Genomic DNA, 24,933 nt, shown 5'->3' with positions numbered 1-24,933 from the left:
CTTGCCGCACGTTCGGAGCATTTGCCCGGCGCGCGGCCCCGTGCTGCATGAAACAAAGATGACGAAGCCGCCGAAAATCCCCGAATCCGTTCTCGTCGTGATCTACACGCCCGACCTCGATGTGCTCGTGATCAAGCGTGCCGACCAGCCTGATTTCTGGCAATCGGTGACCGGCTCGAAGGACGCGCTCGACGAGCCGCTCGCGCTCACCGCCGCGCGCGAAGTGGCCGAAGAGACCGGCATCGCAGTCGGCACGCCGGAAGTGCCGGCCAGTGCGCTCGTCGACTGGCGCCACAAGATCGAATACGCGATCTATCCGCAATACCTGCACCGCTATGCACCGGGCGTCACGCGCAATGTCGAGCACTGGTTCGGCCTGTGCGTGCCGCATCGCGTCGACGTGACGCTGTCGCCGCGCGAGCATGTCGATCATGCGTGGCTGCCGTTCCGCGAGGCGGCCGCGCGCTGCTTCTCGCCGTCGAACGCCGAGGCGATCCTGCAACTGCCCGCGCGCGTGGCACTGTCGCGCGCGCCGCACGGCTCGTCCGCATGACGGCGGAAGCCCGCAAGCGCTTCGCGCAATTGCGGCAGATGTTCCTGCAGGAACGCGGTTCCGCGTCGCGGCTCGCCTTCACGTCGGGCAATACCGTGCGGTTGTGCGAAGGCGGCGGCGAGTTCTTCCGGGTGCTGATCGAGCGGATCGATGCCGCCCGCGAGCAGGTGATGCTCGAAACCTACATCTTCTGCGACGACGCGGCCGGCCGGCCGGTGTCGGACGCGCTGATCCGCGCGGCGCAGCGCGGCGTGCGTGTGCGCGTGATCACCGACGGCATCGGCACGGCGCGCCTGCCGTTGTTCGATACGTGGGTGGCAGCCGGCGTCGAGCACTGCATCTACAACCGATTCCTGTTCGGCCGCTTCGGCTTTTCGCGCACGCATCGCAAGCTCGCGGTGATCGATCATGCAGTCGCGTTCTGCGGCGGCATCAACATCATCGACGACTATGCGCAGGGCGGCGCCAAGCTGCCGTTTCCGCGCTGGGATTTTGCCGTCGAGATGGCGGGGCCGGCAGTATCCGACGTGCGTGCCGCGTTCGAACTGCAGTGGCACCGGATCAGGTTCGGCCACAAGCCGTATGCGCAATACGCGGCCGGGCTGCATGGCGGCGAAGCATTTCCCGACATGTTCCGGCGCTGGATGCGCAGCCACCGGTGGGTCAAGGCCGGCGCGCTGCGGGTCGTGACGGAGCCGAGCGTCGCGTTCGTCGCGCGCGACAACGTCGTGAACCGCCGCGCGATCGAGAAGGCGTATCTCGCGGCGATCGGCCAGGCGCGCCAGCGGATCCTCCTCGCCAATCCGTATTTCATGCCGGGGCGCAAGCTGCGCCGTGCGCTGACGGGCGCCGCGCGACGCGGCGTCGACGTGCGGATCCTGATCGGCCGCAAGGAATTCGCAGCCCTCGATACGGCCGTGCCGTTCCTCTATCACGCGCTGCTGCGCGCGGGCGTGCGTGTGGCCGAATACGACAAGACGATGCTGCACGGCAAGGTGGCCGTGATCGACGACAACTGGGCGACGGTCGGTTCGTCGAACCTGGACGCACTGAGCCTGATGTTGAACAATGAGGCGAATGTCGTGCTGGTACGCTACGATGCTGTCACGAACGAACTGCGCGACGCGATCGCGGCCGCGTTTGCCGACGGCCGGGAAATCGACCCCGCCCGGTTCGCTGCGCGCCCGCGCATCGAGCGCATGCTGAACTGGCTCGCCTACACGGCGTATCGCCTCGTGATGAAGGCGCTGACGGTCGGTGGTTACGACTGACGAAGACTAAGTGTTCGCTTCAAAAAATCTGTCCGCACGTTCGTGCGGAAAAGCCGCTCCGGTCCCGCCGGAATCGCGCAAAATAGCGGCTCGGTTAGACACCGGTTTCTAATAATTTCCTTGTTTCGCGAGCGGCCGCACTCAATAATAGTACGGCCGTTCGATTTTATTCGAACCCCCGAACGGTTACAGAAATAGCTATGCGAAAAGGCGAACAGACGCGTGCCGCGATACTTGAAGCTGCTTTGGACCTCGCCAGCCGTGACGGGCTGGAGGGGCTGACGATCGGCCTGCTGGCCGAGCGCATGCAGATGAGCAAGAGCGGTGTGTTCGCGCACTTCGGATCGCGTGAAGACCTGCAGGTCGAGGTCGTCCGCGAGTATCACCATCGTTTCGAAAACGAGGTGTTCTTTCCGAGCCTGCGCGAGCCGCGAGGCTTGCCGCGCCTTCGGGCGATGCTGGCCCGCTGGACGGAGAAGCGCATCCAGGAGGTGACGACCGGATGCATCTACATCAGCGGTGCGGTCGAGTACGACGACCGGCCTGACAGCCCCGTGCGCGAGCAGTTGATCGCAAGCGTGACGGCCTGGCGTGCCGCGATGCTGCGTGCCATTTCGCAGGCGAAGGAAGAAGGCCATCTGCGTGCGGATACGGATCCGGACCTGATGCTCTTCGAGTTGTACAGCTTCACGCTCGGCCTGCATCACGACGCACGCTTCCTGCATTCGCCGGACGCCGTGCGCCTCACGTGGGCCGCGCTGGAAAAGACGATTGTTTCGTATCAGAGCGAGAGCCGTTAGCGGCGCGTGATCCGCCCGCCAGGAGCTCGAGCCGTTTTGCCCACCTTTGGAGAGAGTCATGGGACAGTACGCCGCGCCGCTGCGCGACATGCAATTCGTGTTGCACGAGCTTCTGAACGTCGAAGCCGAAGTCAAGCAAATGCCCAAGCATGCGGACCTCGACGCCGACACGATCAACCAGGTCCTCGAGGAAGCGGGCAAGTTCTGCTCCGAGGTACTGTTCCCGCTGAACCAGGTCGGCGATCGCGAAGGCTGCACGTATGAAGGCGACGGCGTCGTGAAGACCCCGACCGGCTTCAAGGAAGCCTACCAGCAGTACGTCGAGGCCGGCTGGCCGGCACTCGGCTGCGATCCGGACTACGGCGGCCAGGGCCTGCCCGCGTTCGTGAACAACGCGCTCTACGAAATGCTGAACTCGGCGAACCAGGCCTGGACGATGTATCCGGGCCTGTCGCACGGCGCCTACGAATGCCTGCACGCGCACGGCGCGCCGGAACTGCAGCAGCAATACCTGCCGAAGCTCGTGTCGGGCGAATGGACGGGCACGATGTGCCTGACCGAGCCGCATTGCGGCACCGACCTCGGCATCCTGCGCACCAAGGCCGAACCGAACGGCGACGGCTCGTACTCGATCAGCGGCACGAAGATCTTCATCTCGAGCGGCGAGCACGACATGTCGAAGAACATCGTCCACCTCGTGCTCGCGCGCCTGCCGGAAGCGCCGCAGGGCACCAAGGGGATCTCGCTGTTCATCGTGCCGAAGTTCATTCCGGACGCAGCAGGCGAGCCGGGCGAGCGCAACGGCATCAAGTGCGGCTCGATCGAGCACAAGATGGGCATCCACGGCAACTCGACGTGCGTGATGAACCTCGACGGCGCGAAGGGCTGGATGGTCGGCGAGCCGAACAAGGGCTTGAACGCGATGTTCGTGATGATGAATGCCGCGCGCCTCGGCGTTGGCATGCAGGGCCTCGGCCTCACGGAAGTCGCGTACCAGAATTCGCTCACGTATGCGAAGGAGCGCCTGCAGATGCGCTCGCTGACGGGCCCGAAGGCACCGGACAAGCCGGCCGACCCGATCATCGTGCACCCGGACGTGCGCCGCATGCTGCTCACGCAGAAGGCCTACGCCGAAGGCGCGCGCGCATTCACGTACTGGTCCGCGCTGCAGATCGACAAGGAACTGTCGCACGCTGACGAAGCGGTGCGCAAGGAAGCGGCCGACCTCGTCGCGCTGCTCACGCCGATCATCAAGGCGTTCCTGACCGACAACGCGTTCGAGTCGACCAACCACGCGATGCAGATCTACGGCGGCCACGGCTTCATCTCCGAGTGGGGCATGGAGCAGTACGTGCGCGACGCGCGGATCAACATGATCTACGAAGGCACGAACTCGATCCAGTCGCTCGACCTGCTGGGCCGCAAGGTGCTCGGCGACATGGGCGCGAAGCTGAAGAAGTTCGGCAAGCTCGTCACCGAATTCGCGGAAGCCGAAGGCGTGAAGCCGGAAATGGCCGAGTTCATCAACCCGCTCGCCGACATCGGCGACAAGGTGCAGAAGCTGACGATGGAAATCGGCATGAAGGCGATGCAGAACCCGGACGAAGTCGGCGCTGCCGCCGTGCCGTACCTGCGCACCGTCGGCCACCTGGTGTTCTCGTACTTCTGGGCGCGCATGGCGCGCCTCGCACTCGACAAGGAAGCGTCGGGCGATCCGTTCTACAAGTCGAAGCTCGCGACGGCGCGTTTCTACTTCGCGCGCCTGCTGCCCGAGACGGCATCGACGATCCGCGCCGCACGCGCCGGCTCGAAGACGCTGATGGAAGTCGACGAATCGCTGTTCTGACGCGAGTCCGGGCGGGGCGCGCCGCGTGCCGCGCCGCCCGAACGCAACGGTTCCTGGTACTCACTTCGCCGTGCAGCCCTCACATTCCGCGCTGCACGACACTATCCGGAGACATCCCGTGAGCAATTTCCTGATTCGCAAGGTCGCCGTGCTGGGCGCCGGCGTGATGGGCGCGCAGATCGCCGCGCACCTCATCAACGCACGCGTGCCGGTGCTGTTGTTCGACCTGCCGGCCAAGGAAGGCCCGAAAAACGCGATCGCGCTGAAGGCGATCGAGAACCTGAAGAAGCTGTCGCCCGCACCGTTCGGCGTGAAGGACGACGCAAAGTACCTCGAAGCAGCGAACTACGAAGACGACATCGCGAAACTCGCCGAGTGCGACGTCGTGATCGAGGCGATCGCCGAGCGGATGGACTGGAAGCACGACCTGTACAAGAAGGTCGCACCGCACATCGCACCGAACGCGATCTTCGCGACCAACACGTCGGGCCTGTCGATCACGAAGCTGTCCGAAGGTTTCTCGGACGAGCTGAAGTCGCGCTTCTGCGGCGTGCACTTCTTCAACCCGCCGCGCTACATGCACCTCGTCGAGCTGATCCCGACCGCGCATACGCGTCCGGAGATCCTCGACCAGCTCGAGACGTTCCTGACGAGCATCGTCGGCAAGGGCGTCGTGCGCGCGAAGGATACGCCGAACTTCATCGCGAACCGCGTCGGCATCTTCTCGATCCTCGCGGTGATCACCGAGGCCGCGAAGTTCGGCCTGCGCTTCGACGAAGTCGACGACCTGACGGGCAGCCGCCTCGGCCGCGCGAAGTCGGCGACGTTCCGCACCGCGGACGTGGTCGGCCTCGACACGATGGCGCACGTGATCAAGACGATGCAGGACAACCTCGCCGACGATCCGTTCTTCCCGGTCTACCAGACGCCTGCCGTGCTCGCCGAACTGGTGAAGCAGGGCGCGCTCGGCCAGAAGACGGGCGGTGGTTTCTACAAGAAGGAAGGCAAGGCGATCAAGGTGCTCGACGCGAAGACGGGCACCTACGTGGATTCGGGCGCGAAGGCGGACGAAACCGTCGGTCGCATCCTGAAGCGTCCGCCGGCGGAACGCCTGAAGCTGCTGCGTGAAACGGACCATCCGCACGCGCAGTTCCTGTGGTCGATCTTCCGCGACGTGTTCCACTACATCGGCGTGCATCTCGAATCGATCGCCGACAACGCGCGCGACGTCGACCTCGCGATCCGCTGGGGCTTCGGCTGGAACGAAGGCCCGTTCGAAGGCTGGCAGGCTGCCGGCTGGAAGCAGGTCGCCGAGTGGGTGCAGGAAGACATCGCGGCCGGCAAGGCGCTCGCGAACGTGCCGCTGCCGTCGTGGGTGCTCGAAGGCGCGGTTGCGGAAAAGGGCGGCGTGCACACGGCCGAAGGCTCGTGGGCGCCGGCAGCGAAGCGCTTCGTGCCGCGTTCGGACCTCGCGGTCTACGACAAGCAGGTGTTCCGCGCGCCGCTGCTCGGCGAAGCGGGTGCCGATCCGAAGACGTACGGCAAGACGCTGTTCGAGACCGACGCGGTGCGTGCGTGGGTCGACGACCGTGCGGGTGAAGACGACGTCGTGATCGTGTCGTTCAAGTCGAAGATGAACACGATCGGACCGAGCGTGATCGACGGCCTCGTGCAGGCCATCGAACTCGCGGAGAAGGACTACAAGGCCGTGGTGATCTGGCAGCCGACGTCGCTGAAGCTCGGCACGCCGGGCGGCCCGTTCTCGGCCGGCGCGAACCTCGAAGAGGCGATGCCCGCGTTCATGATGGGCGGCGCGAAGGGTATCGAGCCGTTCGTGAAGAAGTTCCAGGAAGGCATGCTGCGCGTGAAGTACGCGAACGTGCCGGTCGTCGCAGCCGTGTCGGGCATCGCGCTCGGCGGCGGGTGCGAGCTGATGCTGCACAGCGCGAAGCGCGTCGTGCACGTCGAGAGCTACATCGGTCTCGTCGAAGTGGGTGTCGGCCTCGTGCCGGCGGGCGGCGGCCTGAAGGAAGCGGCGCTGCGCGCAGCGGATGCCGCAACGGCCGCGAACGCGACCACCGACATCCTGAAGTTCGTCACGAAGTCGTTTGAGAACGCGGCGATGGCGAAGGTGTCGGCGTCCGCGCACGATGCCCGTGCGATGGGTTACGTGAAACCTTCCGACACGATCATCTTCAACGTGTTCGAACTGCTCGACACCGCGAAGAAGGAAGCGCGCGCGCTGGCCGCAACCGGCTACCGTGCACCGCTGCGCGCGAAGGACGTGCCGGTGGCAGGCCGCTCGGCGATCGCGACGATCAAGGCATCGCTCGTCAACATGCGTGACGGCCGCTTCATCAGCGACCACGACTACCTGATCGCGAGCCGCATCGCCGAAGCCGTGTGCGGCGGCGACGTCGAAGCCGGCAGCCTGGTCGACGAGCAGTGGCTGCTCGCGCTGGAGCGCCGTGCGTTCGTCGAGCTGCTCGGCACGCAGAAGACGCAGGAACGGATCATGGGCATGTTGCAGACCGGCAAGCCGGTGCGTAACTGAGCGAGCGGATAAGGCAAGGAGTCTCAAATGAGCAAACAATTGCAAGACGCATACATCGTCGCCGCCAGCCGCACGCCGATCGGCAAGGCCCCGCGCGGTGTCTTCAAGAACACGCGCCCGGACGAGCTGCTGGTCCACGCGCTCAAGTCGGCGGTGGCGCAGGTGCCCGGCTTCGACACGAAGCTGATCGAAGACGCGATCATCGGCTGCGCGATTCCGGAGGCCGAGCAGGGCCTGAACGTCGCGCGGATGGGCGCGCTGCTCGCGGGCCTGCCGCAGACGGTCGGCGGCGTGACGGTCAACCGCTTCTGCGCGTCGGGCATTACGGCGCTGGCGATGGCGGCCGACCGCATCCGCGTCGGCGAATCGGACGCGATCTTCGCGGGCGGCTGCGAATCGATGAGCATGGTGCCGATGATGGGCAACAAGCCGTCGATGTCGCCGCACATCTTCGATCGCAACGAAGACTTCGGCATCGCGTACGGGATGGGCCTGACGGCCGAGCGCGTCGCGGAGCAGTGGAAGGTGAGCCGCGAAGACCAGGATGCGTTCTCGGTCGAGTCGCACCGCAAGGCGCTTGCCGCCCAGCAGGCCGGCGAGTTCAACGACGAGATCGCCGCGTACACGATCACCGAGCGCTTCCCGAACCTCGCGACGGGCGAAGTCGACGTGAAGACGCGTGAGATCAAGCTCGACGAAGGTCCGCGCGCGGATACGTCGATCGAAGGCCTCGCGAAGCTGCGCACGGTGTTCGCGAACAAGGGCTCGGTCACGGCCGGCAACAGCTCGCAGACGTCGGACGGCGCGGGCGCGCTGCTGGTCGTGTCGGAGAAGGTGCTCAAGGAATTCAACCTGACGCCGCTCGCGCGCTTCGTGAGTTTCGCGGTGCGTGGCGTGCCGCCGGAAATCATGGGTATCGGCCCGAAGGAAGCGATTCCGGCCGCGCTGAAGGCCGCCGGCCTGAAGCAGGACGATCTCGACTGGATCGAGCTGAACGAAGCGTTCGCCGCGCAATCGCTGGCGGTGATGCGCGATCTCGGCCTCGACCCGTCGAAGGTCAACCCGATGGGCGGCGCGATCGCGCTCGGCCACCCGCTCGGCGCGACCGGCGCGATCCGCGCGGCGACCGTCGTGCACGGCCTGCGCCGCCGCAACCTGAAGTACGGGATGGTCACGATGTGCGTCGGCACCGGCATGGGTGCGGCGGGCATCATCGAACGCCTGTAAGCGGAGCACGACGACAAGCTGCGACGGTGCGCGGGCCACGAGCTCGCGCACCGTTTTTTCATTCCGATAGAGGAAAGTCAAAGGAGACGGTTGTGGCCGAAATTCAAGTGGAACGCGCCGATGGCGTGGTGACGATCACGATCGCGCGCCCGGCGAAGAAGAACGCGCTGACGGCGGCGATGTACCAGACGATGGCCGACGCACTCGCCGAAGCGCAGGAAGACAAGGCGGTTCGCGTGATCCTGCTGCGCGGTGGCGACGGCAACTTCACCTCAGGGAACGATCTCGAGGATTTCCTGAAGTCGCCGCCGAAGGACGACACCGCCCCGGTGTTCCAGTTTCTCGCGCGGATCAGCAGCGCGAGCAAGCCGATCGTGGCCGCGGTGCCGGGCCTGGCGATCGGCGTCGGCGTGACGATGCTGCTGCACTGCGATCTGGTCTACGCGGCCGACACCGCGACGTTCTCGCTGCCGTTCACGCAGCTCGGGCTGTGCCCGGAAGCCGCGTCGAGCGTGCTGCTGCCGCGTCTGGCCGGCCATCAGGTCGCGGCCGAGAAGCTGCTGCTCGGCGAAGCGTTCGACGCGCTGGAAGCGCACCGGATCGGTATCGTCAACCGCGTGCTGCCGGCGGCCGAGCTCGACGCGTTCGCGGCGAAGCAGGCGGCAAAGCTCGCGGCGCTGCCGGCGGCATCGCTGCGTGTGACGAAGGCGCTGCTGAAGGATACGGGCGGCGTGGCGGTGCAGGCGCGGATGGCCGAGGAAGCGGGCCACTTCGCCACGATGCTGCGCGCGCCGGAAGCGCGCGAGGCGATGACGGCGTTCTTCGAGAAGCGCAAGCCGGATTTCCGTCAGTTCGACTGACGGTCTGACGGAGCGGGGCGCGCCGCGGCGGACTGCCGGCGCGCGCCCGCGATCGCGATCAGGCCGTGCCGTAGTCGACGTGGCCGGTTTCGCGGCAGAAGCTGACGAGCCGCAAGCCGGCCGCTTTCGCGATCTCGATCGCGAGCGACGACGGCGCGGAGATCGTCGCCACCAGCGGGATGCCGACCCGTGCGGCCTTGCGCACGAGCTCGTAGCTCGCGCGGCTCGACAGGAACACGAAGCCGTCGGTCGCGTCGGCGCGCGACAGCACGAGCGAGCCGATCAGCTTGTCGAGTGCGTTGTGGCGGCCGACGTCCTCGAACGCCATCCGGATCGCGCCTGTTGCATCGCACCACGCGGCCGCATGCAGGCCGCCCGTGAGCCGCGTGAGTGCCTGGTGAACCGGCAGCGCCTGCGCCGCGCGTGTCAGCGCGTCGGGTGCGAGGCGTGCGAGAAAGCCCGTATCGGGCACGCGTTCGGGCGCGAGGTCGAGCAGGTCGATGCTTTCGATCCCGCAGACGCCGCAGCCGGTACGCCCCGCGAGCGCGCGGCGCCGGTCCTTCAGCGCGGCGAACGCCTGCTGGACGACCTCCAGGTGGACTTCCGCATGCGGCAGCGGCGCGTCGGCGTGCAGGATCACGTCGATGTCCTTGATGTCGCTGCCGCGTGCGACGATCCCTTCCGAGATCGCGAAACCGACCGCGAACGCTTCGAGGTCGCACGGCGTACACATCATCACCGCATGCGAGATGCCGTTGAAGACGAGCGCGACGGGCCATTCCTGGCCCACGTAGTCGTGTGCAGTTTCGACGACACCGCCGCGCGTGCGGCGCACGGACAATTCGATCGCGCCGCGCGGTTCGTCGCGCAAGTCGCCGGATTCGGTCGGATTCACGAGCACTCCCGTTGATTCGGCACGCGGGCGGCGGCAATCGTGTCCGCCGCCCGCGCGCAGAGGTTCTAAAATACCTCAGGCAAGCCGGCCGCGCCGGTATCCGCCACATCAGGTAACGATCATGGGACTCAGCGACGCTCCACTGCTATTCGCCTTCGAACACGATTCGTCGGAAAACTTCACGTACATCCCGATGATCGTGCGTTTCAATCTCGACCGTTTCGGTCTGCGGATTTCACTGGAGCAGTGGCAGTTGCTGCCGCTCGAGGACCGCAAGCTGCTCGCGCGCTTTCCGGCCGACGACGACACCGCGATCGAGCCCAACTTCGATCACGCGCTGTTCGAAATGCTGCGCACGCACGCGGATCTGGAGCCATCGTGGTTCCAGCCGGACGAGCAGCCGGCCTGGCGCGCCACCGACATCGTGCCGGAGTCGCTCGTGCAGCAGAGCGCGCTGGCCGGGCTGACGGCGCCCGAGCTCGCGCAGTGGCAGCGTCTCGCACCGTTCCAGCGCTACGTGCTGGTGAAGCTGTCGCGCAAGCCGAAGCTGAACCACGATTTCCTGCCCGCGATGCGTGAGTTCGGGCTGACGGCCACGCACTGAAGCGGCCGAAGGCAGGGGGAACCGCCGCCGCGCGGCGCTCGCCCGTCAGAGCGGCGGCAGTTGCCGCGGCTTGCGGTCGGAGCCGGTCGCGACATAGGTGAGCGTCGCTTCGGTGACCTTCACGATCTCGCCCATCAGGCGCATGCGCTGTGCGTACACCTCGACGTCGACCGTGATCGACGTGTTGCCGGTGCGCGTGATGGTTGCGTAGAAGCTCAGCAGATCGCCGACGAACACCGGCTGCTTGAACACGAACGAGTTGACCGCGACCGTCGCGACGCGACCGTTCGCGCGCTGGCTCGCGGGGATCGAGCCGGCGATGTCGACCTGCGACATGATCCAGCCGCCGAACACGTCGCCGTGGACGTTCGCGTCGTGCGGTTGCGGGACGACGCGCAGCGCGGGCTGCTTTTGCGGGAGTTCGAGGGTCGAATCGGTCATGGCGGGGGCTTTCATCCTGTAATAAATACGCCGCCGCGCGCAGGCTGGCCGGCGAGGGCGCCGGCAGCGGCGCGAAGCGGCTTCTGCGACAATACAACGTTCACAAATTGTACGAGAAAGTGAGCGAGCCGGCCGCCGATGCACGCGCCCGGCACCGCCGCCGATCCTTCCCCCATGCGCCGATTTCCTGCTTCCGGCGAGCCCGCGCCGGCTTCGACCGGGCCCCGCAACGACTGGCAAACCATCCGGTCGCTGCTGCCGTACCTGACCACCTACAAATGGCGCGTCGCGCTCGCGCTCGGCTGCCTGATCGGTGCGAAGGTCGCGAACCTCGGCGTGCCGGTCGTGATGAAGCGCATCGTCGACCACCTGTCCTACGTCCAGCAGATCACCGCGATCGGCCGCGCCGAACAGTCGGCCGGCATCGTGCTCGCGGGCGGCGTGGGGTTGCTGGTCGTCGCGTATGCGCTCGTGCGGCTGTCGACGTCGCTCTTTACCGAGCTGCGCGAGATCCTGTTCTCGAAGGTCACCGAGAGTGCGGTGCGCCAGCTCGCGCTGCAGGTGTTCCGGCACCTGCACGGGCTGTCGCTGCGGTTTCACCTGGAGCGCCAGACCGGCGGCATGTCGCGCGACATCGAGCGCGGCACGCGCGGCATCCAGCAGCTGATTTCGTATTCGCTATACAGCATCCTGCCGACGCTCGTCGAGGTCGGGCTCGTGCTCGGCTTCTTCGTGGTCAAGTACGAGGCCTATTACGCGTACGTGACGTTCGCCGCGCTGGTCACGTACATCGTGTTCACGGTGAAGGTCACCAACTGGCGCACGCATTTCCGCCGCACGATGAACGAACTCGATTCGCGCGCGAACTCGCGGGCGATCGATTCGCTGATCAACTACGAGACGGTCAAGTACTTCGGCAACGAGGAGTGGGAAGCGCAGCGCTACGACGAGAACCTGAAGCGCTACCGGAAAGCCGCGATCCGTTCGCAGAACTCGCTGTCGGTGCTGAACTTCGGCCAGCAGGCGATCATCGGCACGGGGCTCGTGTTCATCCTGTGGCGCGCGACGCAGGGCGTGCTCGCGGGCAAGCTGACGCTCGGCGATCTGGTGCTGATCAACACGTTCATGCTGCAGCTGTACATCCCGCTGAACTTTCTCGGTGTCGTCTATCGCGAGCTGAAGCAGAGCCTCACCGACATGGATCGCATGTTCGGGCTGCTGTCGGCCGCGAAGGAAGTGGCCGACCTGCCCGATGCGCGGCCGCTTGCGGTCGCCGGCGCGCAGGTGCGCTTCGAGCACGTGAATTTCGCGTACGAGCCGGCGCGGCAGATCCTGCACGACGTGTCGCTCACGATCGACGCGGGCACGACGACCGCGGTGGTCGGCCACAGCGGCTCCGGGAAGTCGACGCTGTCGCGGCTGCTGTTCCGCTTCTACGATCTCGACCGGCAGGCGGGCGGGGCGATCCGGATCGACGGCCAGGACATCCGCGACGTCACGCAGGACTCGCTGCGTGCATCGATCGGGATCGTGCCGCAGGACACCGTGCTGTTCAACGACTCGATCTACTACAACATCGCGTACGGCCGGCCGACCGCGACCCGCGACGAGGTGATCGCGGCCGCGCGCGCCGCGCACATCCACGATTTCATCGAAAGTTTGCCGAAGGGTTATGACACGCCGGTCGGCGAGCGCGGGCTGAAGCTGTCGGGTGGCGAGAAGCAGCGCGTCGCGATCGCGCGCACGCTGTTGAAGAACCCGCCGGTGCTGCTGTTCGACGAAGCGACGTCGGCGCTCGATTCGCGCTCGGAGCGCGCGATCCAGCACGAACTCGACCAGATCGCGCGGCATCGCACGACCCTCGTGATCGCGCACCGTCTGTCGACGGTCGTGCACGCGCAGCAGATCCTGGTGATGGACCACGGGCGGATCGTCGAGCGCGGCACGCACGACGAACTCGTGCGCGCCGACGGGTTGTATGCGCAGATGTGGGCGCTGCAGCAGCAGCGCGCGGCGGCGGGCGGGGAAGAGGCCGAGGCTGCGTGAGCGGCGGTGCGGCGCGTGGGGCGCAGGAAAGGGCCTGCGCGATGGGCGGGAGCCGGGCCGGCATGGTGGGCCGGCAGGCGCCGGACCGGACCTGCAGATCAGCAAGACCAACGCGGCCAGTTCGCCGTCAGCTAGCTTGCCAACCAGTCAGCTAACCGGCCAGCTGATCAATCAGCCCGACGGCCAGTCACTCCGCAGCGCGCAGCCGCTCATCCAGCTCGCCGAGCTGCGCGGGCGTACCGACGTTCTCCCAGATCCCTTCGTATAGTTCGCCGCTCGCGCGGCCGGCCTCGATCGTCGCTCGATAGTACGGCGTCAGCGCGCGCCGCGTACCGGGTGCAAGATCGCGGAACATCCGTGTGTCGTACAGGCCGATGTTGCCGAACGTGAAGCGCGCGGCGCCGTCGAGCGCAAGGCGGCCGTCGTCGCTGAGCGCGAAGTCGCCGGCCGGGTGGAATGGCGGGTTCGGCACCATCACGAGGTGCATCGCCGGTGCGTCGAGCGCGGCCATCCGTGCGGCGTGCGGCGCGAGCGTCCGGTAGTCGAATGCGCAGTACACATCGCCGCTGACGGCTGCGAACACCGTCGGCTGCCCGTCGCGCTCGAGCAGCGGCAACGCCTGCGCGATGCCGCCCGCGGTTTCCAGCGCTTCGCCTTCGGCCGAATACGCGAGCCGCACGCCCCAGCGCGAACCGTCGCCCAGCGCGGCCTCGATCTGTTCGCCGAGCCACGCGTGGTTGATCACGATCGTGTCGATGCCCGCGCGCGCGAGCGCCTCGATCTGCCACACGATCAGCGGCTTGCCGCCCGCTTCGAGCAGCGGCTTCGGGCGGGTGTCTGTGAGCGGGCGCATCCGTTCGCCGCGCCCGGCGGCGAAGATCATCGCCGTGGTCAGGGTAGTGCTCATGTTCGACTGGGTGTGAGAGCGGTCAGAACGTATAGCCTACGTCGGCCGGCGCATTGCCCTCGAGCTCGTCGAGCAGCTTCGCGAACGGCGCGAGCGGGCGATAGCGCAGCGCGACCTTGCGCGCATACGCGATGAAGCGCGGCAGGTCGTTCAGGTAGTGCGGCTTGCCGTCGCGGTAATTGATGCGCGCGAACAGGCCGAGCACCTTGATGTGGCGCTGCAGCCCCATCCATTCGAGCTGGCGGTAGAACTCGCCGAAATCGGGGGCGACCGGCAGGCCGGCCTTTTTCGCCTTTTCCCAGTAGTACGCGAAGCAGTCGAGTTCGAACTCCTCGTCCCAGCTGATGAACGCGTCGCGCAGCAGCGACACGACGTCGTACGTCAGCGGCCCGTAGACGGCGTCCTGGAAATCGAGGATGCCCGGATTCGGCTCGCACACCATCAGGTTGCGCGGCATGAAGTCGCGCAGCATGAACCCTTGCGGCTGCGCGTGCGCGCTGGCGACCAGCAGCGCGAAGGTGCGGTCGAGCGTGCCGCGCATCGCGTCGGTGACGGGCTTGCCGAGGTGGCGGCCGACGAACCATTCGGGCATCAGCTCCATCTCGCGGCGCAGGAATGCCTCGTCGAACGGCGGCAGCACGTCGGGCTTCGACGTGAGCTGGAAGCGGATCAGCGCGTCGAGCGCCGCGCGCATCAACGGTTTCGCGGCGGCCGGGTCGGCCGGGTCGAGCACCGAGATGTACGACGTGCGGCCGAGATCGGTCACGAGCATGAAGCCCGCGTCGAAATCGTGGGCCAGCACGTCCGGCACGTGGTCGCCGGCCGCGGCGAGCAGTTGCGCGACCTGGACGAATTCACGGCACTTTTCGGGCGGCGGCGCGTCGACGGCGATCAGCGTGCCGCCGGCGCTCGTGGCCGACGCGACCCGGAAATAGCGGCGGAAACTGGCGTCCGACGAGGCGGGTGCGAGGGTCGACAGGTCGAGCGCATGGCGTTCGGCGAGCGGGCGCAGCCACGCGGTGAGCGCTTCGAGGCGGGCGTCGGGCTGGGATGCGGCGGATGGGGGCGTCATGAAACTCGGAGGAGGGGGGAACGTCTTGCCATATAATACCCCACGACTTTTTTGACGCGCCCCGCGTCAGCTTTCCGCCGTGCAGGTCCGCCGCCTGTCGCGCGGTCGCCCGAACGCCTCCCCGGTTTGCGCTCAGCCGCAGTCGCGGTGCGACGGTGCGGCCCGCCGCGTGCGAATGTGCCGCGACGGCGCGGTTGACAAGGGGCGATTCGCCAAACGATAGATGCCGCCCAAACCGCTATTCCCGAATGTTTTCCCCGGTGACGGGGCGCCGCGCAAACGGCGGCTCGCGCTCGCACTCCTGGCCGTGCCCGGCCTCGTGCCGGCCGTGTCGTACGCGCAGCTGTCGGGCGCGGCCGCGCAGCCGCAGCCGCTCGACTCGCCGTGGGATCTGCGTCTCGCGCCCCAGCTCGAGGATCATCCGCTGAAGGACGGCGCGAAGCCGGCCGCCTTCGTGATCGCCGACCACACGAGCGGCACGGCCGAGCAGGATCTCGCTGCAAAGGGTTCGGCAGAGCTCCGGCGCGGCGACGCCATCGTGAAGGCCGACGCGATCCACTACGATCAGGATACCGACATGGCCGATGCGTACGGCCAGGTCAGGATCAACAACTCCGGCACGTCGTTCGCCGGCCCCGAGGCGCACCTGAAGATCGAGGCGAACCAGGGCTTCATGACGGCGCCGAAGTATCACTTCAACATGACGGGCGGCTCGGGCAGCGCGGAACGCGTCGACATGGTCGACAACGAGCGCTCGGTGTTCATCAACGGCACCTACACCGCGTGCCAGTGCTCGACGAACCCCGCGTGGTACATCAAGGGCAGCCGCTTCGACTTCGATACGGGCGCCGACGAAGGCAGCGCACGCAACGGCGTGCTGTTCTTCCAGGGCGTGCCGATCTTTGCGAGCCCGTGGATGACGTTCCCGCTGTCGGGCGAGCGGCGCAGCGGCCTGCTGCCGCCGACGTTCGCAATGAACTCGAGCAACGGGTTCGAACTGTCGCTGCCGTACTACTTCAACATCGCGCCGAACCGCGATCTGACGCTCACGCCGCGCATCATCTCGCGGCGCGGCGTGATGACCGAGGCGACGTTCCGCTACCTGTCGCCGTCGTATTCGGGCACGTTTACGGCCAACTACCTGCCGGATGACCGGCTCGCGCACCGCAACCGCTACGCGATCTACTGGCAGCACCAGCAGAATTTCGGCGGTGGCTTCGGCGGCTATGTCTACTACAACAAGGTCTCGGACAACACGTATCCCGAAGACCTCGGGTCGGCGAACCAGTTCATCAACGGGACGCAGACGCTGTACCAGCAGGAAGCGGGTCTCACGTACAACAACGGCCCGTGGTCGGTGCTCGCGCGCTACCAGCACTGGCAGACGCTGCCGCCGTCGATCGCGCCCTACAGCCGCGAGCCGCAGTTGAACGTGAAGTACACGAAGTACAACGTCGGCGGCTTCGACTTCGGCGCGGAAGCCGACTATTCGCGGTTCCGTATCACGACCGCCGATGCAGCCCAGGGTGACCGGATCGTCTTCAACCCGTACATCGCGTACGGCGTGTACGGCCCGGGCTACTTCGTCGTGCCGAAGGTCCAGTACCACTTCGCGTCGTACGACCTGAACTACCTGTCGTCGAGCACGCCGAACAATCCGAAGCGCTTCACCGAGTCGATCCCGACCGTGAGCTTCGATTCGGGCCTGATCTTCGACCGCTCGGTACGCCTGTTCGGCCAGGACTTCATCCAGACCCTCGAGCCGCGCCTGTACTACGTGTACACGCCGTATCGCGACCAGTCGAATGCGCCGCTGTTCGACACCGCGGAGTCGGACTTCGGCCTCGCGGAGATCTACCAGCCGAACACGTTCGTCGGCAACGACCGGATCGCCGACGCGAACCGGATCACAGCCGGGCTCACGTCACGCTTCATCGACCCGCGCACCGGCGACGAGCGTGCGCGTTTCGTGATCGCGCAGCAGTACTACTTCGCCGATCAGCGCGTCACGCTGACGCCCGGGCAGAGCGCCGTGCTGGCGCGCCACTCGGACCTGATCGTCGGCGCCGCGCTGAAGCTCGGCTCGGGCTTCATGTCGGAGACGGCGTTCCAGTACAACCAGAACAACAACCAGCTCGTGAAGTCGAGCGTCGGTTTCGGCTACAGCCCGGGCGAGCGCCGCGTGATCAACGTCGGCTACCGCTACACGCGATCGAACACCACGCTCGACAACCAGCCGATCAACCAGTTCCTGGTGTCCGCGCAATGGCCGCTCACGCGCCGCCTGTATGCGATCGGCCGCTTCAACTATGACCTGGCCGGCGATCGCGTGGTCGACGGTCTGGTCGGCTTACAATACGACGCGGATTGCTGGGCGCTCGGGGTCGGGGTGCAGCGGGCCGCGAACGGCATCAATTCGTCGGGACAGCAGAACTCGTCGACGCGATTCATGATGCAGCTGACGCTCAAGGGCCTGTCGACCGTCGACAACGGCCTCGTGTCCGCATTCCGCGCCGGGGTGCCGGGCTACACGCCGCTGCCGCCGCCGCCGCCGCCGATGTCCCGCTTCAGCAACTACGAGTAACGCCGGCTTGTCTGCACCGGTCAGCACGATTTCAATGGAGTTCCAGTGGCAATGAAGAAAACCCTTCGTTTCGCGGCAGTCGTGTCCAGCCTCGCTGCGGCCTCCGCGCTGCTCGCCGCCGCGCCGGCCGCGGCGCAGGCGCTCGGTTCGCAAGGTGCGCAGCTCGCCGACGAAGTCGTCGCGGTCGTCAACAACGACGTGATCACGGGCCGCGAACTCGACCAGCGTGCCGGCCTGATCGCGCGCCGGCTGCAGCAGCAGAACGCACCCGTGCCGCCGACCGACCAGTTGCGCGCGCAGGTGCTGAACCAGATGGTGCTCGAGCGTATCCAGGTGCAGAAGGCCAAGGACGACGGGATCCGCATCGACGACGCGACCGTGCAGGCCACGCTGCAGCGCCTCGCGCAGGCGAACGGCATGACGCTCGAGCAGTACCGCGCGCGTCTCGAGGCGCAGGGCGTGCCCTGGAGCATCTTCACGAGCGACGCGCGTACCGAATTGATGCTGTCGAAGCTGCGCGAGCGCGAAGTCGACGGCAAGATCACCGTGTCGGACGCCGAGGTCGCGAACTACATCGCGAGCCAGCGCGGGCCGAACGCGGCGCAACAGCAGGACCTGCGCTTCCAGCACATCTTCATCAAGGCGCCGACCAACGCACCGCAGGCCGACATCGAAGCCGCGCAGAAGAAGGCTGACGCGTTGCTGCAGCAGGCGAAGTCGGGCGCCGATTTCGAGAAGCTCGCGAAGAACAATTCGGAAGCGAACGACGCGAAGAAGGGCGGCGACCTTGGTTTCAAGGCGCCGAGCGCGCTGCCGGCCGACGTCGTCGACGCCGCATCGAAGCTGCGCCCGGGCCAGGTCAACCCGACGCTGATCCGCGTGCCGGACGGCTTCGAGATCGTGCGTCTCGTCGATCGCCGCCAGAGCCAGGGCGCGACTGCCGCCGCACCGAAGATCGTCCAGACGCACGTGCGCCACATCCTGCTGCGCGTGGGCGAAGGCAAGTCGGAAGGCCAGGCGCGCCAGCAACTGGCCGACATCCGCAACCAGGTCGAGGCCGGCGGCGATTTCGCGAAGTTCGCGCGCACCTACTCGCAGGACGGTTCGGCGTCGCAAGGCGGCGATCTCGGCTGGATTAGCCCGGGCGAGACCGTGCCGGAATTCGAGCGCGCGATGAACAACCTGCAGGACGGCCAGATCAGCCAGCCGATCCGTACCGAGTACGGCTATCACCTGATCCAGGTGCTGAGCCGCCGCGAAGCGGAAGGCTCGGTGCAGCAGCAGATGGATATCGCGCGTCAGGCGATCGGCCAGCGCAAGGCCGAGCAGGCGTATGCCGACTGGCTGCGCGAGCTGCGCGATTCGTCGTACGTGCAGTACAAGATCGGCGGCGTCGGCCCGGCGAACTGAGCGAGCCCCGGATGACCAAACCCGCGCTGCAGATCGCGATCACGACTGGCGAACCCGCGGGGGTCGGCCCGGAGTTGACCGTGCAGGCGCTGCGTGATGCCGCGCAGCGCTGGCCCGATGCGCATTTCACCGTGCTCGGCGATGCGGCGCTGCTCGACGCGCGTGCGGCGGCCGTCGGCGCCGACCGGGCCACGCTGGCCGGCAGCGGGCCGGTGTCGGTCGCGCATCACGCGCTCGCCGTGCCCGTGCAGGCGGGCAAGCTGGACGCCGTGAACGGCCCGTACGTGCTCGGGTTGCTTGACGCCGCAATCGACGGAGCGCTGGCAGGCCGGTACGACGCGATCGTCACCGCGCCGCTGCAGAAGAGCACCATCAACGATGCGGGCGTGCCGTTCACCGGCCATACCGAATACCTGGCGGAGCGCACGCACACGCCGCGTGTCGTGATGATGCTGGCCGGTACCGGCCACAAGCCGCTGCGCGTCGCGCTCGCGACCACGCACCTGCCGCTGAAGGACGTATCGGCCGCACTCACGATCGACGGGCTCGTCGAGACACTCGCGATCATCGATCGCGACCTGCGGCGCGACTTCGGTCTGGCCGCGCCGCGCATTCTCGTGACGGGCCTGAACCCGCACGCAGGCGAGAACGGTTATCTCGGCCGCGAGGAGATCGACGTGATCGCGCCGGCGCTGGCCCGCGCGAACGCGCAGGGCATCGACGCGCGCGGCCCGTATCCGGCCGACACGCTGTTCCAGCCGCGCCATCTCGCGGACGCCGATTGCGTGCTCGCGATGTTCCATGACCAGGGGCTGCCCGTGCTGAAGTATGCGACGTTCGGCGAGGGCATCAACGTGACGCTCGGGCTGCCGATCATCCGCACGTCGGTCGATCATGGCACGGCACTCGATCTGGCCGGCACGGGCCGCGCGGATCCGGGCAGCATGATCGCCGCACTCGACACGGCCGTCACGATGGCGCGCCATCGCCGTACGGCCTGACGCGGGCCGGCTTTACCTCATTCGTCGTATTTTTCGTTTTACTCAGTCGATGTCGAACAGCAGACAGCACCAAGGCCATTTCGCGCGCAAGCGCTTCGGGCAGAACTTCCTCGTCGATCACGGCGTGATCGACTCGATCGTCTCGACGATCGGCCCCGCGCGCGGCCAGCGCATGGTCGAGATCGGCCCCGGGCTCGGCGCGCTGACCGAGCCGCTGATCGAGCGCCTTGCGACGCCCGACTCGCCGCTGCATGCGGTCGAGCTCGACCGCGACCTGATCGGGCGCCTGCAGCAACGCTTCGGTGCGCTGCTCGAACTGCACGCGGGCGACGCGCTCGCATTCGACTTTCGGTCGCTCGCGGCGCCCGGCGACAAGCCGTCGCTGCGGATCGTCGGCAACCTGCCGTACAACATCTCCAGCCCGCTGCTGTTCCACCTGATGACGTTCGCCGATGCGGTCATCGACCAGCATTTCATGCTGCAGAACGAAGTCGTCGAACGGATGGTCGCGGAGCCGGGCACGAAGGCGTTTTCGCGGTTGTCGGTGATGCTGCAGTACCGCTACGTGATGGAGAAGATGCTCGACGTGCCGCCGGAATCGTTCCAGCCGCCGCCGAAGGTCGATTCGGCGATCGTCCGGATGATTCCGTACGAGCCGCACGAACTGCCGGACGTCGATCCGGTGTTGCTCGGCGAAATCGTCACCGCTGCGTTCTCGCAGCGCCGCAAGATGCTGCGCAATACGCTCGGCGACTACCGCGAGACGATCGATTTCGACGCGCTCGGCTTCGATCTCGCGCGCCGTGCGGAGGATGTGAGCGTGGCGGAATACGTCGGCGTCGCGCAGGCGCTCGCGGCGGTGCGCAAGGCCGGTTGAGGCCGGTTACGCGAGCCGGACCGGATGGGAACAAGAGGCTGCCTTGCGAGGCAGCCTTTTTATTGCATGGGCGCGCGCGTGCTGCGTCGGGTCGTCATGCCCGTCGGCGCGGCGGCGCGTTGACGAGCGCGATGCCGGTCAGCACGAGTGCAGCCGCGGACATGAAGCGCCAGCCGACCGATTCGCCGAGCAGCAGCACACCGAACGCGACGCCGAACAGCGGCGACAGGAACGTGAAGACCGACAGCCGCGACGCGCTGTAGCGTGTCAGCAGCCAGAACCACGACAGGTAGCTGACGAACGCGACGATCACCGACTGGTACGCGAGGCTCGCGACGGCCAGCGGCGTGATGCGCGCGAACGACATCTGCCCGAGCAGCGCGGCGAGCGCGACCAGCACGACCGCCGACACCGCGAGCTGGTAGAACAGCGTCTTGCTTGCGCTCGCACGCGCGAGCGCCGTCGAGCGCACGACGACCGTCGTCGCGGCCCACATCGCGCCGCCCAGGATCCCGAGCGCGTCGCCGGCCAGCCCGGCCAGTACCGATGCGCCGGGCGCGCGCGGTTTCAGGAAGCCGTCCGCGAAGGCGAGCGCGATGCCGGCGAATGCCAGGCCGACGCCGGCCCACTGCGTGCGCTGCAGCCGTTCGCCCGGTGCGAACAGATGCAGGCCGAGCGCGGTGAAGCACGGTGCCGTGTACAGGAAGATAGCCATGTGCGACGCGCTCGTCAGCGTCAGCCCGAAGAACACGCAGATGAATTCGCCGGCGAACAGCGCCCCGGCCGCGAGGCCCGCGCCGAACGTGCCGTCCGCCTGGAACAGCGGCGTACCGCGCGAGCGGGCCCAGCCCCACAGCAGCACCGCCGCGATCACCGAGCGCAGCCCGGCCTGGAACATCGGTGCAATCGCGGCGTTCGTGCTCTTGATCGCGACCTGCTGGAAGCCCCAGATCGCGCACAGCAGCAGCATCAGGCCGACGGCGCGCGTGTCGAGCGCGCGGCGCACGGGGGCGGCGGCGAGTGTGGTCATCGACGGCCTCCGATGCCTTGCCGGTGGGGCGACAGGGTTGAGCGAGCGGCGCGTCCGGTGTGCTCGAATCGGCGGTTTCGCACGAGAGTTTTTAACGAGGCGCGAGATCGTCTTGGAGTCGAGAGCGAGAATCTAAACATAGACCTCGCAGCCTTGAAGCGGGCTTACGGTGCGCGAACATTTGAAGGTCAAAGTAAGCGCTGCCTATGCTCCTCTGTGCGATGAAGGGTGCGGGCTTGACGCTTCATGAAGTTTAGTCGACTCGACCTTTTTTCTGGATCAGTTCAACTTTATAACCATCAGGATCCGCAACAAAGGCAATCACGGTTGTACCGTGCTTCATAGGGCCGGCTTCGCGCGTAACTACGCCACCGCGATTTTTTACTTCTTCACACGCAGCATATGCGTCTTCCACTTCCAGTGCGATATGACCGTACCCAGTTCCCAAGTCGTACTTGTCGGTGCCCCAGTTGTAGGTCAATTCGATAGCTGCGGCTTCGGACTCGTCTTCGTAACCGACAAATGCCAGCGTGAATTTCCCATCAGGGTAGTCGTGCTTTCGAAGCAGACGCATGCCGAGGACCTCGGTGTAGAAGCGGATGGACGCGTCCAAATCGCCCACTCGAAGCATAGTATGCAGGATTCGCATGAGTAGTCCTTTGATGGTGCGTCGATAGACGCATTGGGAGGTTGCAATTGTAGTGGATATGACCCTGGCCTGCTTTTCGCTCCTGGAACGGACTTTACAGGGTTCGCCGTACTAAACACGGGGAGCGGGCCACGCCGCCGCAAACAGCTACCGCGTTCATCAGGCGCCGTGCGTGGGCTCTCCGTTAACGGCAGAAATGAAAAACGCCCTTGACAGGCAGCTTCGCGCGCAGACTAGGATGGCCGGCATGATCCTTGTCTACCGCTACCGGGTGAAGTCGCTTAACGGGCTGCTCAACAAGCAGAGCCGTGCGGTGAACTACGTCTGGAACTTCTGCAACGACACGCAGAAGCACGCGCTCAAGTGGAACAAGAAGTGGCCGACGGGTTTCGATTTGAATGTGCTGACGACCGGGAGCAGCAAGGCGCTCGGCATCCACTCCGGCACGATCAACGCGACGTGCGAGCAATATGCGAAGTCGCGCAGTCAGCACCGTCGGCCCTACCTTCGCTACCGCGGCAGGAAATCGCTGGGCTGGGTGCCGCTGAAGGGCCGTGACCTGAAACGCGAGGGCGATGCGTTTCGTTTTGCCGGCAACACCTTTCGCGTGTTCAACAGCCGCCTGCTTCCCGAAGGCAAGATCAAGGACGGAACCAGCTTTGCGCAAGACGCGCGCGGCAATTGGTTTCTGAATATCGTGATCGAAATGCCCGATGTTCACGCCCGACCGATTCGTTCCGGTGTCGGCATTGATCTCGGCCTGAAAGACTTCGCCACACTTTCGACGGCGAGAAGCTGCCGAACGACCGGTTCGGCCGGCAAGCGGCCGAGAAGCTGGCAAAGGCTCAGCAAGCGCGAAAGCACAAGCGACATATTGCGAAGTTGCACGCCAAGGTCGCGAATGCTCGAGCCGATTTCCAGCACAAGCTCGCACTCGATCTGGTGCGGCGGTTCGATTACCTCGCGGTCGGCAACGTGTCGGCCGCGAAGCTCGCCAGAACCAGGATGGCGAAGAGCGTCTACGACGCGTCCTGGTCGTCCTTCCGAAACAAGCTCCGCTACAAAGCGATCGCGCACGGAGCCACGTTCGAGGAAGTCGACGAAAGCGGTTCGACCCAGTCCTGTTCGGCGTGTGGGTCGAAAGACAGCACGACGCGGCCGAAAGGTATCGCGGGGCTGCGAATAAGAGCGTGGACCTGCAGTGACTGTGGTGTCGCGCATGATCGCGATGTCAACGCTGCGTTGAACATTCTCCGATGCGGACGTGCATCGCCAGGTGTGGGAATCCGCTGCCTTTAAGCAGTGGAGGACGTCAATCAGAAGAAGGCGTACTGAGTGCCGGATGAACGTCCTGCGACGTATGCGATCGCTGTGCAAGCGGGCAGGGCGAGCATCTCGGCACACTACCCATTGCGTCACAGCGACGGCAGCAACTCGGGCGGGTGATGCTTGAGCGTATGCCGCGCTTCGCGGAACTCGGGAAAGATCGATTCGACGGTTTGCCAGAAGGCCGGGCTGTGGTTCATTTCGCGCAGGTGCGACAGCTCGTGCGCGACGACGTAGTCGATGATCGACATCGGGAAATGGATCAGCCGCCAGTTCAGCCGGATCTTGCCGTCGCTCGAGCAACTGCCCCAGCGTGTCGCGGCCGACGACAGCGCGTACATCGAATACGTGACGCCGAGTTTCTCCGCATAGACGGCGAGGCGTTCGCCGAAGATCCGCTTGGCTTCGCCCTGCAGCCAGCCCTGCACGCGATCCTTGATCTGCTGCATGTCGGCCTGCACGGGCAGCGGCAGCGAGAGCCGCAGCGCATCGGCATCGAACGCGACGGCACCTGCGCCGAGCGCGATCGTCACCGTCTTGCCGAGATAGGGAAGCTCAGCGCCGTCGCGCCAGTCGATCTGCGGCAGCGCGCGCTGTTCGGTGCGCGTCTTCCACTCCGCGAGCTTCGCGAAGATCCAGCGCTGTTTCTCTGAGATCGCGGCTTCGATGTCGGCGAGCGTGACCCAGCGCGGCGCGGTGATCGACAGCCCGCTGCCGTCGATCGTGAAGCCGATCGTGCGGCGCGCGGAGCGCTTCAGCCGGTATTCGAGCACGCGGCTGTCGAGTGCGAACGTGCGCACGCGCGAGCGGTCGGGCGCCGGACCCGGATCGAGGGGCGCCGCGGGTGCCGCTTCGGGCGGTGCCGGCGGCGTGGCGGGCGCCGACGGTGCGGCGGCCGGCCCGTCGAAGAGCGGCAGGTCCATCTGGCGATGATCGAGGGCCACGACGGCAGGCCGTGGCCGCGGACGCTGTTTCATCAG

20 protein-coding genes and 1 pseudogene are annotated in these 24,933 nt (G+C 66.3%); 14 read left to right on the top strand and 7 right to left on the bottom strand.

The window, feature by feature from the left end; translation table 11 throughout:
• Nucleotides 1-58: 58 nt before the first annotated feature.
• From nudB to LXE91_RS02570, 7 genes are all read left to right on the top strand, one after another.
• Entirely contained in the window at nucleotides 59-553 is a 495-nt protein-coding gene (nudB, locus tag LXE91_RS02600; RefSeq protein ID WP_039360099.1) for a dihydroneopterin triphosphate diphosphatase, read from the top strand.
• Complete coding sequence (clsB, locus tag LXE91_RS02595) at nucleotides 550-1,824, top strand: cardiolipin synthase ClsB (RefSeq protein ID WP_039360098.1); 1,275 nt, start codon at nucleotides 550-552, stop codon at nucleotides 1,822-1,824. The genes nudB and clsB overlap by 4 nt, the downstream gene beginning before the upstream one ends.
• A 200-nt stretch (nucleotides 1,825-2,024) precedes the next feature.
• Nucleotides 2,025-2,624, top strand: a complete 600-nt coding sequence (locus LXE91_RS02590) for a TetR/AcrR family transcriptional regulator (protein WP_006751498.1) — start codon at nucleotides 2,025-2,027, stop codon at nucleotides 2,622-2,624.
• Between the two features lie 58 nt (nucleotides 2,625-2,682).
• The gene (locus LXE91_RS02585) at nucleotides 2,683-4,470 is read left to right on the top strand and encodes an acyl-CoA dehydrogenase C-terminal domain-containing protein (RefSeq protein WP_039360095.1); all 1,788 of its coding nucleotides are present in this window, start codon (nucleotides 2,683-2,685) and stop codon (nucleotides 4,468-4,470) included.
• Nucleotides 4,471-4,588: 118 nt separating this feature from the next.
• A complete protein-coding gene (locus LXE91_RS02580; protein ID WP_039360092.1) occupies nucleotides 4,589-7,024 on the top strand; it encodes a 3-hydroxyacyl-CoA dehydrogenase/enoyl-CoA hydratase family protein in 2,436 nt (811 codons plus the stop codon).
• Between the two features lie 27 nt (nucleotides 7,025-7,051).
• Nucleotides 7,052-8,251 (top strand): acetyl-CoA C-acyltransferase, encoded by a 1,200-nt coding sequence (locus LXE91_RS02575; RefSeq protein ID WP_039360089.1) that lies wholly within the window; start codon nucleotides 7,052-7,054, stop codon nucleotides 8,249-8,251.
• Nucleotides 8,252-8,343: 92 nt separating this feature from the next.
• Nucleotides 8,344-9,111, top strand: a complete 768-nt coding sequence (locus tag LXE91_RS02570; RefSeq protein WP_039360086.1) for an enoyl-CoA hydratase — start codon at nucleotides 8,344-8,346, stop codon at nucleotides 9,109-9,111.
• A gap of 58 nt (nucleotides 9,112-9,169) precedes the next feature.
• Here LXE91_RS02570 and fdhD read toward each other — a convergent pair whose 3' ends face one another.
• Nucleotides 9,170-10,012, bottom strand: a complete 843-nt coding sequence (gene fdhD / locus LXE91_RS02565; RefSeq protein WP_371295965.1) for a formate dehydrogenase accessory sulfurtransferase FdhD — start codon at nucleotides 10,010-10,012, stop codon at nucleotides 9,170-9,172.
• Between the two features lie 115 nt (nucleotides 10,013-10,127).
• Here fdhD and LXE91_RS02560 point away from each other — a divergent pair, with 115 nt between their 5' ends.
• A complete protein-coding gene (locus tag LXE91_RS02560; protein ID WP_039360083.1) occupies nucleotides 10,128-10,610 on the top strand; it encodes a nitrate reductase associated protein in 483 nt (160 codons plus the stop codon).
• 45 nt (nucleotides 10,611-10,655) lie between these two features.
• Here the strand turns inward: LXE91_RS02560 and LXE91_RS02555 are convergent, their stop codons facing one another.
• Nucleotides 10,656-11,051, bottom strand: a complete 396-nt coding sequence (locus tag LXE91_RS02555; RefSeq protein ID WP_039360081.1) for an acyl-CoA thioesterase — start codon at nucleotides 11,049-11,051, stop codon at nucleotides 10,656-10,658.
• A 174-nt stretch (nucleotides 11,052-11,225) separates the two neighbouring features.
• Here LXE91_RS02555 and LXE91_RS02550 point away from each other — a divergent pair, with 174 nt between their 5' ends.
• Nucleotides 11,226-13,097 carry an ABCB family ABC transporter ATP-binding protein/permease gene (locus LXE91_RS02550; protein ID WP_039360335.1) on the top strand — a complete coding sequence of 624 codons (1,872 nt, stop codon included), beginning with the start codon at nucleotides 11,226-11,228 and terminating at the stop codon, nucleotides 13,095-13,097.
• A gap of 187 nt (nucleotides 13,098-13,284) precedes the next feature.
• Here the strand turns inward: LXE91_RS02550 and murU are convergent, their stop codons facing one another.
• Nucleotides 13,285-14,004, bottom strand: a complete 720-nt coding sequence (murU, locus tag LXE91_RS02545; protein WP_039360079.1) for an N-acetylmuramate alpha-1-phosphate uridylyltransferase MurU — start codon at nucleotides 14,002-14,004, stop codon at nucleotides 13,285-13,287.
• 22 nt (nucleotides 14,005-14,026) lie between these two features.
• Nucleotides 14,027-15,076: an aminoglycoside phosphotransferase family protein gene (locus LXE91_RS02540; RefSeq protein ID WP_039360076.1), complete on the bottom strand. Its 1,050-nt coding sequence runs from the start codon at nucleotides 15,074-15,076 to the stop codon at nucleotides 14,027-14,029.
• Nucleotides 15,077-15,299: 223 nt separating this feature from the next.
• Between LXE91_RS02540 and LXE91_RS02535 the strand changes: the two genes are divergently transcribed.
• From LXE91_RS02535 to rsmA, 4 genes are read left to right on the top strand one after another with little or no spacing between them, the layout of a single operon-like run.
• Nucleotides 15,300-17,660, top strand: coding sequence for an LPS-assembly protein LptD (locus tag LXE91_RS02535; RefSeq protein WP_039360073.1), 2,361 nt, complete (start codon nucleotides 15,300-15,302; stop codon nucleotides 17,658-17,660).
• Nucleotides 17,661-17,711: 51 nt separating this feature from the next.
• The gene (locus tag LXE91_RS02530; RefSeq protein ID WP_039360071.1) at nucleotides 17,712-19,070 is read left to right on the top strand and encodes a peptidylprolyl isomerase; all 1,359 of its coding nucleotides are present in this window, start codon (nucleotides 17,712-17,714) and stop codon (nucleotides 19,068-19,070) included.
• 11 nt (nucleotides 19,071-19,081) lie between these two features.
• A complete protein-coding gene (gene pdxA, locus LXE91_RS02525; RefSeq protein WP_039360069.1) occupies nucleotides 19,082-20,071 on the top strand; it encodes a 4-hydroxythreonine-4-phosphate dehydrogenase PdxA in 990 nt (329 codons plus the stop codon).
• A 49-nt stretch (nucleotides 20,072-20,120) separates the two neighbouring features.
• Complete coding sequence (gene rsmA / locus LXE91_RS02520) at nucleotides 20,121-20,948, top strand: 16S rRNA (adenine(1518)-N(6)/adenine(1519)-N(6))-dimethyltransferase RsmA (RefSeq protein ID WP_039360067.1); 828 nt, start codon at nucleotides 20,121-20,123, stop codon at nucleotides 20,946-20,948.
• 94 nt (nucleotides 20,949-21,042) lie between these two features.
• Here the strand turns inward: rsmA and LXE91_RS02515 are convergent, their stop codons facing one another.
• Nucleotides 21,043-21,978, bottom strand: a complete 936-nt coding sequence (locus LXE91_RS02515) for a DMT family transporter (protein WP_039360065.1) — start codon at nucleotides 21,976-21,978, stop codon at nucleotides 21,043-21,045.
• Nucleotides 21,979-22,231: 253 nt separating this feature from the next.
• On the bottom strand, nucleotides 22,232-22,627 hold the full coding sequence (gene gloA, locus LXE91_RS02510; RefSeq protein ID WP_039360062.1) for a lactoylglutathione lyase: 396 nt from the start codon (nucleotides 22,625-22,627) through the stop codon (nucleotides 22,232-22,234).
• 247 nt (nucleotides 22,628-22,874) lie between these two features.
• On the opposite strand from gloA, the pseudogene LXE91_RS02505 reads away from it, so the two are divergent.
• Nucleotides 22,875-23,926, top strand: a pseudogene (locus LXE91_RS02505) (RNA-guided endonuclease InsQ/TnpB family protein).
• A gap of 116 nt (nucleotides 23,927-24,042) precedes the next feature.
• Here the strand turns inward: LXE91_RS02505 and LXE91_RS02500 are convergent.
• Complete coding sequence (locus tag LXE91_RS02500; protein WP_039360059.1) at nucleotides 24,043-24,930, bottom strand: M48 family metallopeptidase; 888 nt, start codon at nucleotides 24,928-24,930, stop codon at nucleotides 24,043-24,045.
• Nucleotides 24,931-24,933: the final 3 nt, after the last annotated feature.

The organism is Burkholderia contaminans (assembly GCF_029633825.1).
Lineage (GTDB): Bacteria > Pseudomonadota > Gammaproteobacteria > Burkholderiales > Burkholderiaceae > Burkholderia > Burkholderia contaminans.
Note: the sequence above shows the minus strand (reverse complement) of the source record. Positions and strands in the feature narration are given on the sequence as shown.

Coding starts and splice junctions, on each gene's coding strand:
- nudB (WP_039360099.1), top strand. CDS start 59: ATGACGAAGCCGCCGAAAATCCCCGAATCCGTTCTCGTCGTGATCTAC.
- clsB (WP_039360098.1), top strand. CDS start 550: ATGACGGCGGAAGCCCGCAAGCGCTTCGCGCAATTGCGGCAGATGTTC.
- LXE91_RS02590 (WP_006751498.1), top strand. CDS start 2,025: ATGCGAAAAGGCGAACAGACGCGTGCCGCGATACTTGAAGCTGCTTTG.
- LXE91_RS02585 (WP_039360095.1), top strand. CDS start 2,683: ATGGGACAGTACGCCGCGCCGCTGCGCGACATGCAATTCGTGTTGCAC.
- LXE91_RS02575 (WP_039360089.1), top strand. CDS start 7,052: ATGAGCAAACAATTGCAAGACGCATACATCGTCGCCGCCAGCCGCACG.
- LXE91_RS02560 (WP_039360083.1), top strand. CDS start 10,128: ATGGGACTCAGCGACGCTCCACTGCTATTCGCCTTCGAACACGATTCG.
- LXE91_RS02555 (WP_039360081.1), bottom strand. CDS start 11,051: ATGACCGATTCGACCCTCGAACTCCCGCAAAAGCAGCCCGCGCTGCGC.
- LXE91_RS02550 (WP_039360335.1), top strand. CDS start 11,226: ATGCGCCGATTTCCTGCTTCCGGCGAGCCCGCGCCGGCTTCGACCGGG.
- murU (WP_039360079.1), bottom strand. CDS start 14,004: ATGAGCACTACCCTGACCACGGCGATGATCTTCGCCGCCGGGCGCGGC.
- LXE91_RS02540 (WP_039360076.1), bottom strand. CDS start 15,076: ATGACGCCCCCATCCGCCGCATCCCAGCCCGACGCCCGCCTCGAAGCG.
- LXE91_RS02535 (WP_039360073.1), top strand. CDS start 15,300: ATGCCGCCCAAACCGCTATTCCCGAATGTTTTCCCCGGTGACGGGGCG.
- LXE91_RS02530 (WP_039360071.1), top strand. CDS start 17,712: ATGAAGAAAACCCTTCGTTTCGCGGCAGTCGTGTCCAGCCTCGCTGCG.
- pdxA (WP_039360069.1), top strand. CDS start 19,082: ATGACCAAACCCGCGCTGCAGATCGCGATCACGACTGGCGAACCCGCG.
- rsmA (WP_039360067.1), top strand. CDS start 20,121: ATGTCGAACAGCAGACAGCACCAAGGCCATTTCGCGCGCAAGCGCTTC.
- LXE91_RS02515 (WP_039360065.1), bottom strand. CDS start 21,978: ATGACCACACTCGCCGCCGCCCCCGTGCGCCGCGCGCTCGACACGCGC.
- gloA (WP_039360062.1), bottom strand. CDS start 22,627: ATGCGAATCCTGCATACTATGCTTCGAGTGGGCGATTTGGACGCGTCC.
- LXE91_RS02500 (WP_039360059.1), bottom strand. CDS start 24,930: ATGAAACAGCGTCCGCGGCCACGGCCTGCCGTCGTGGCCCTCGATCAT.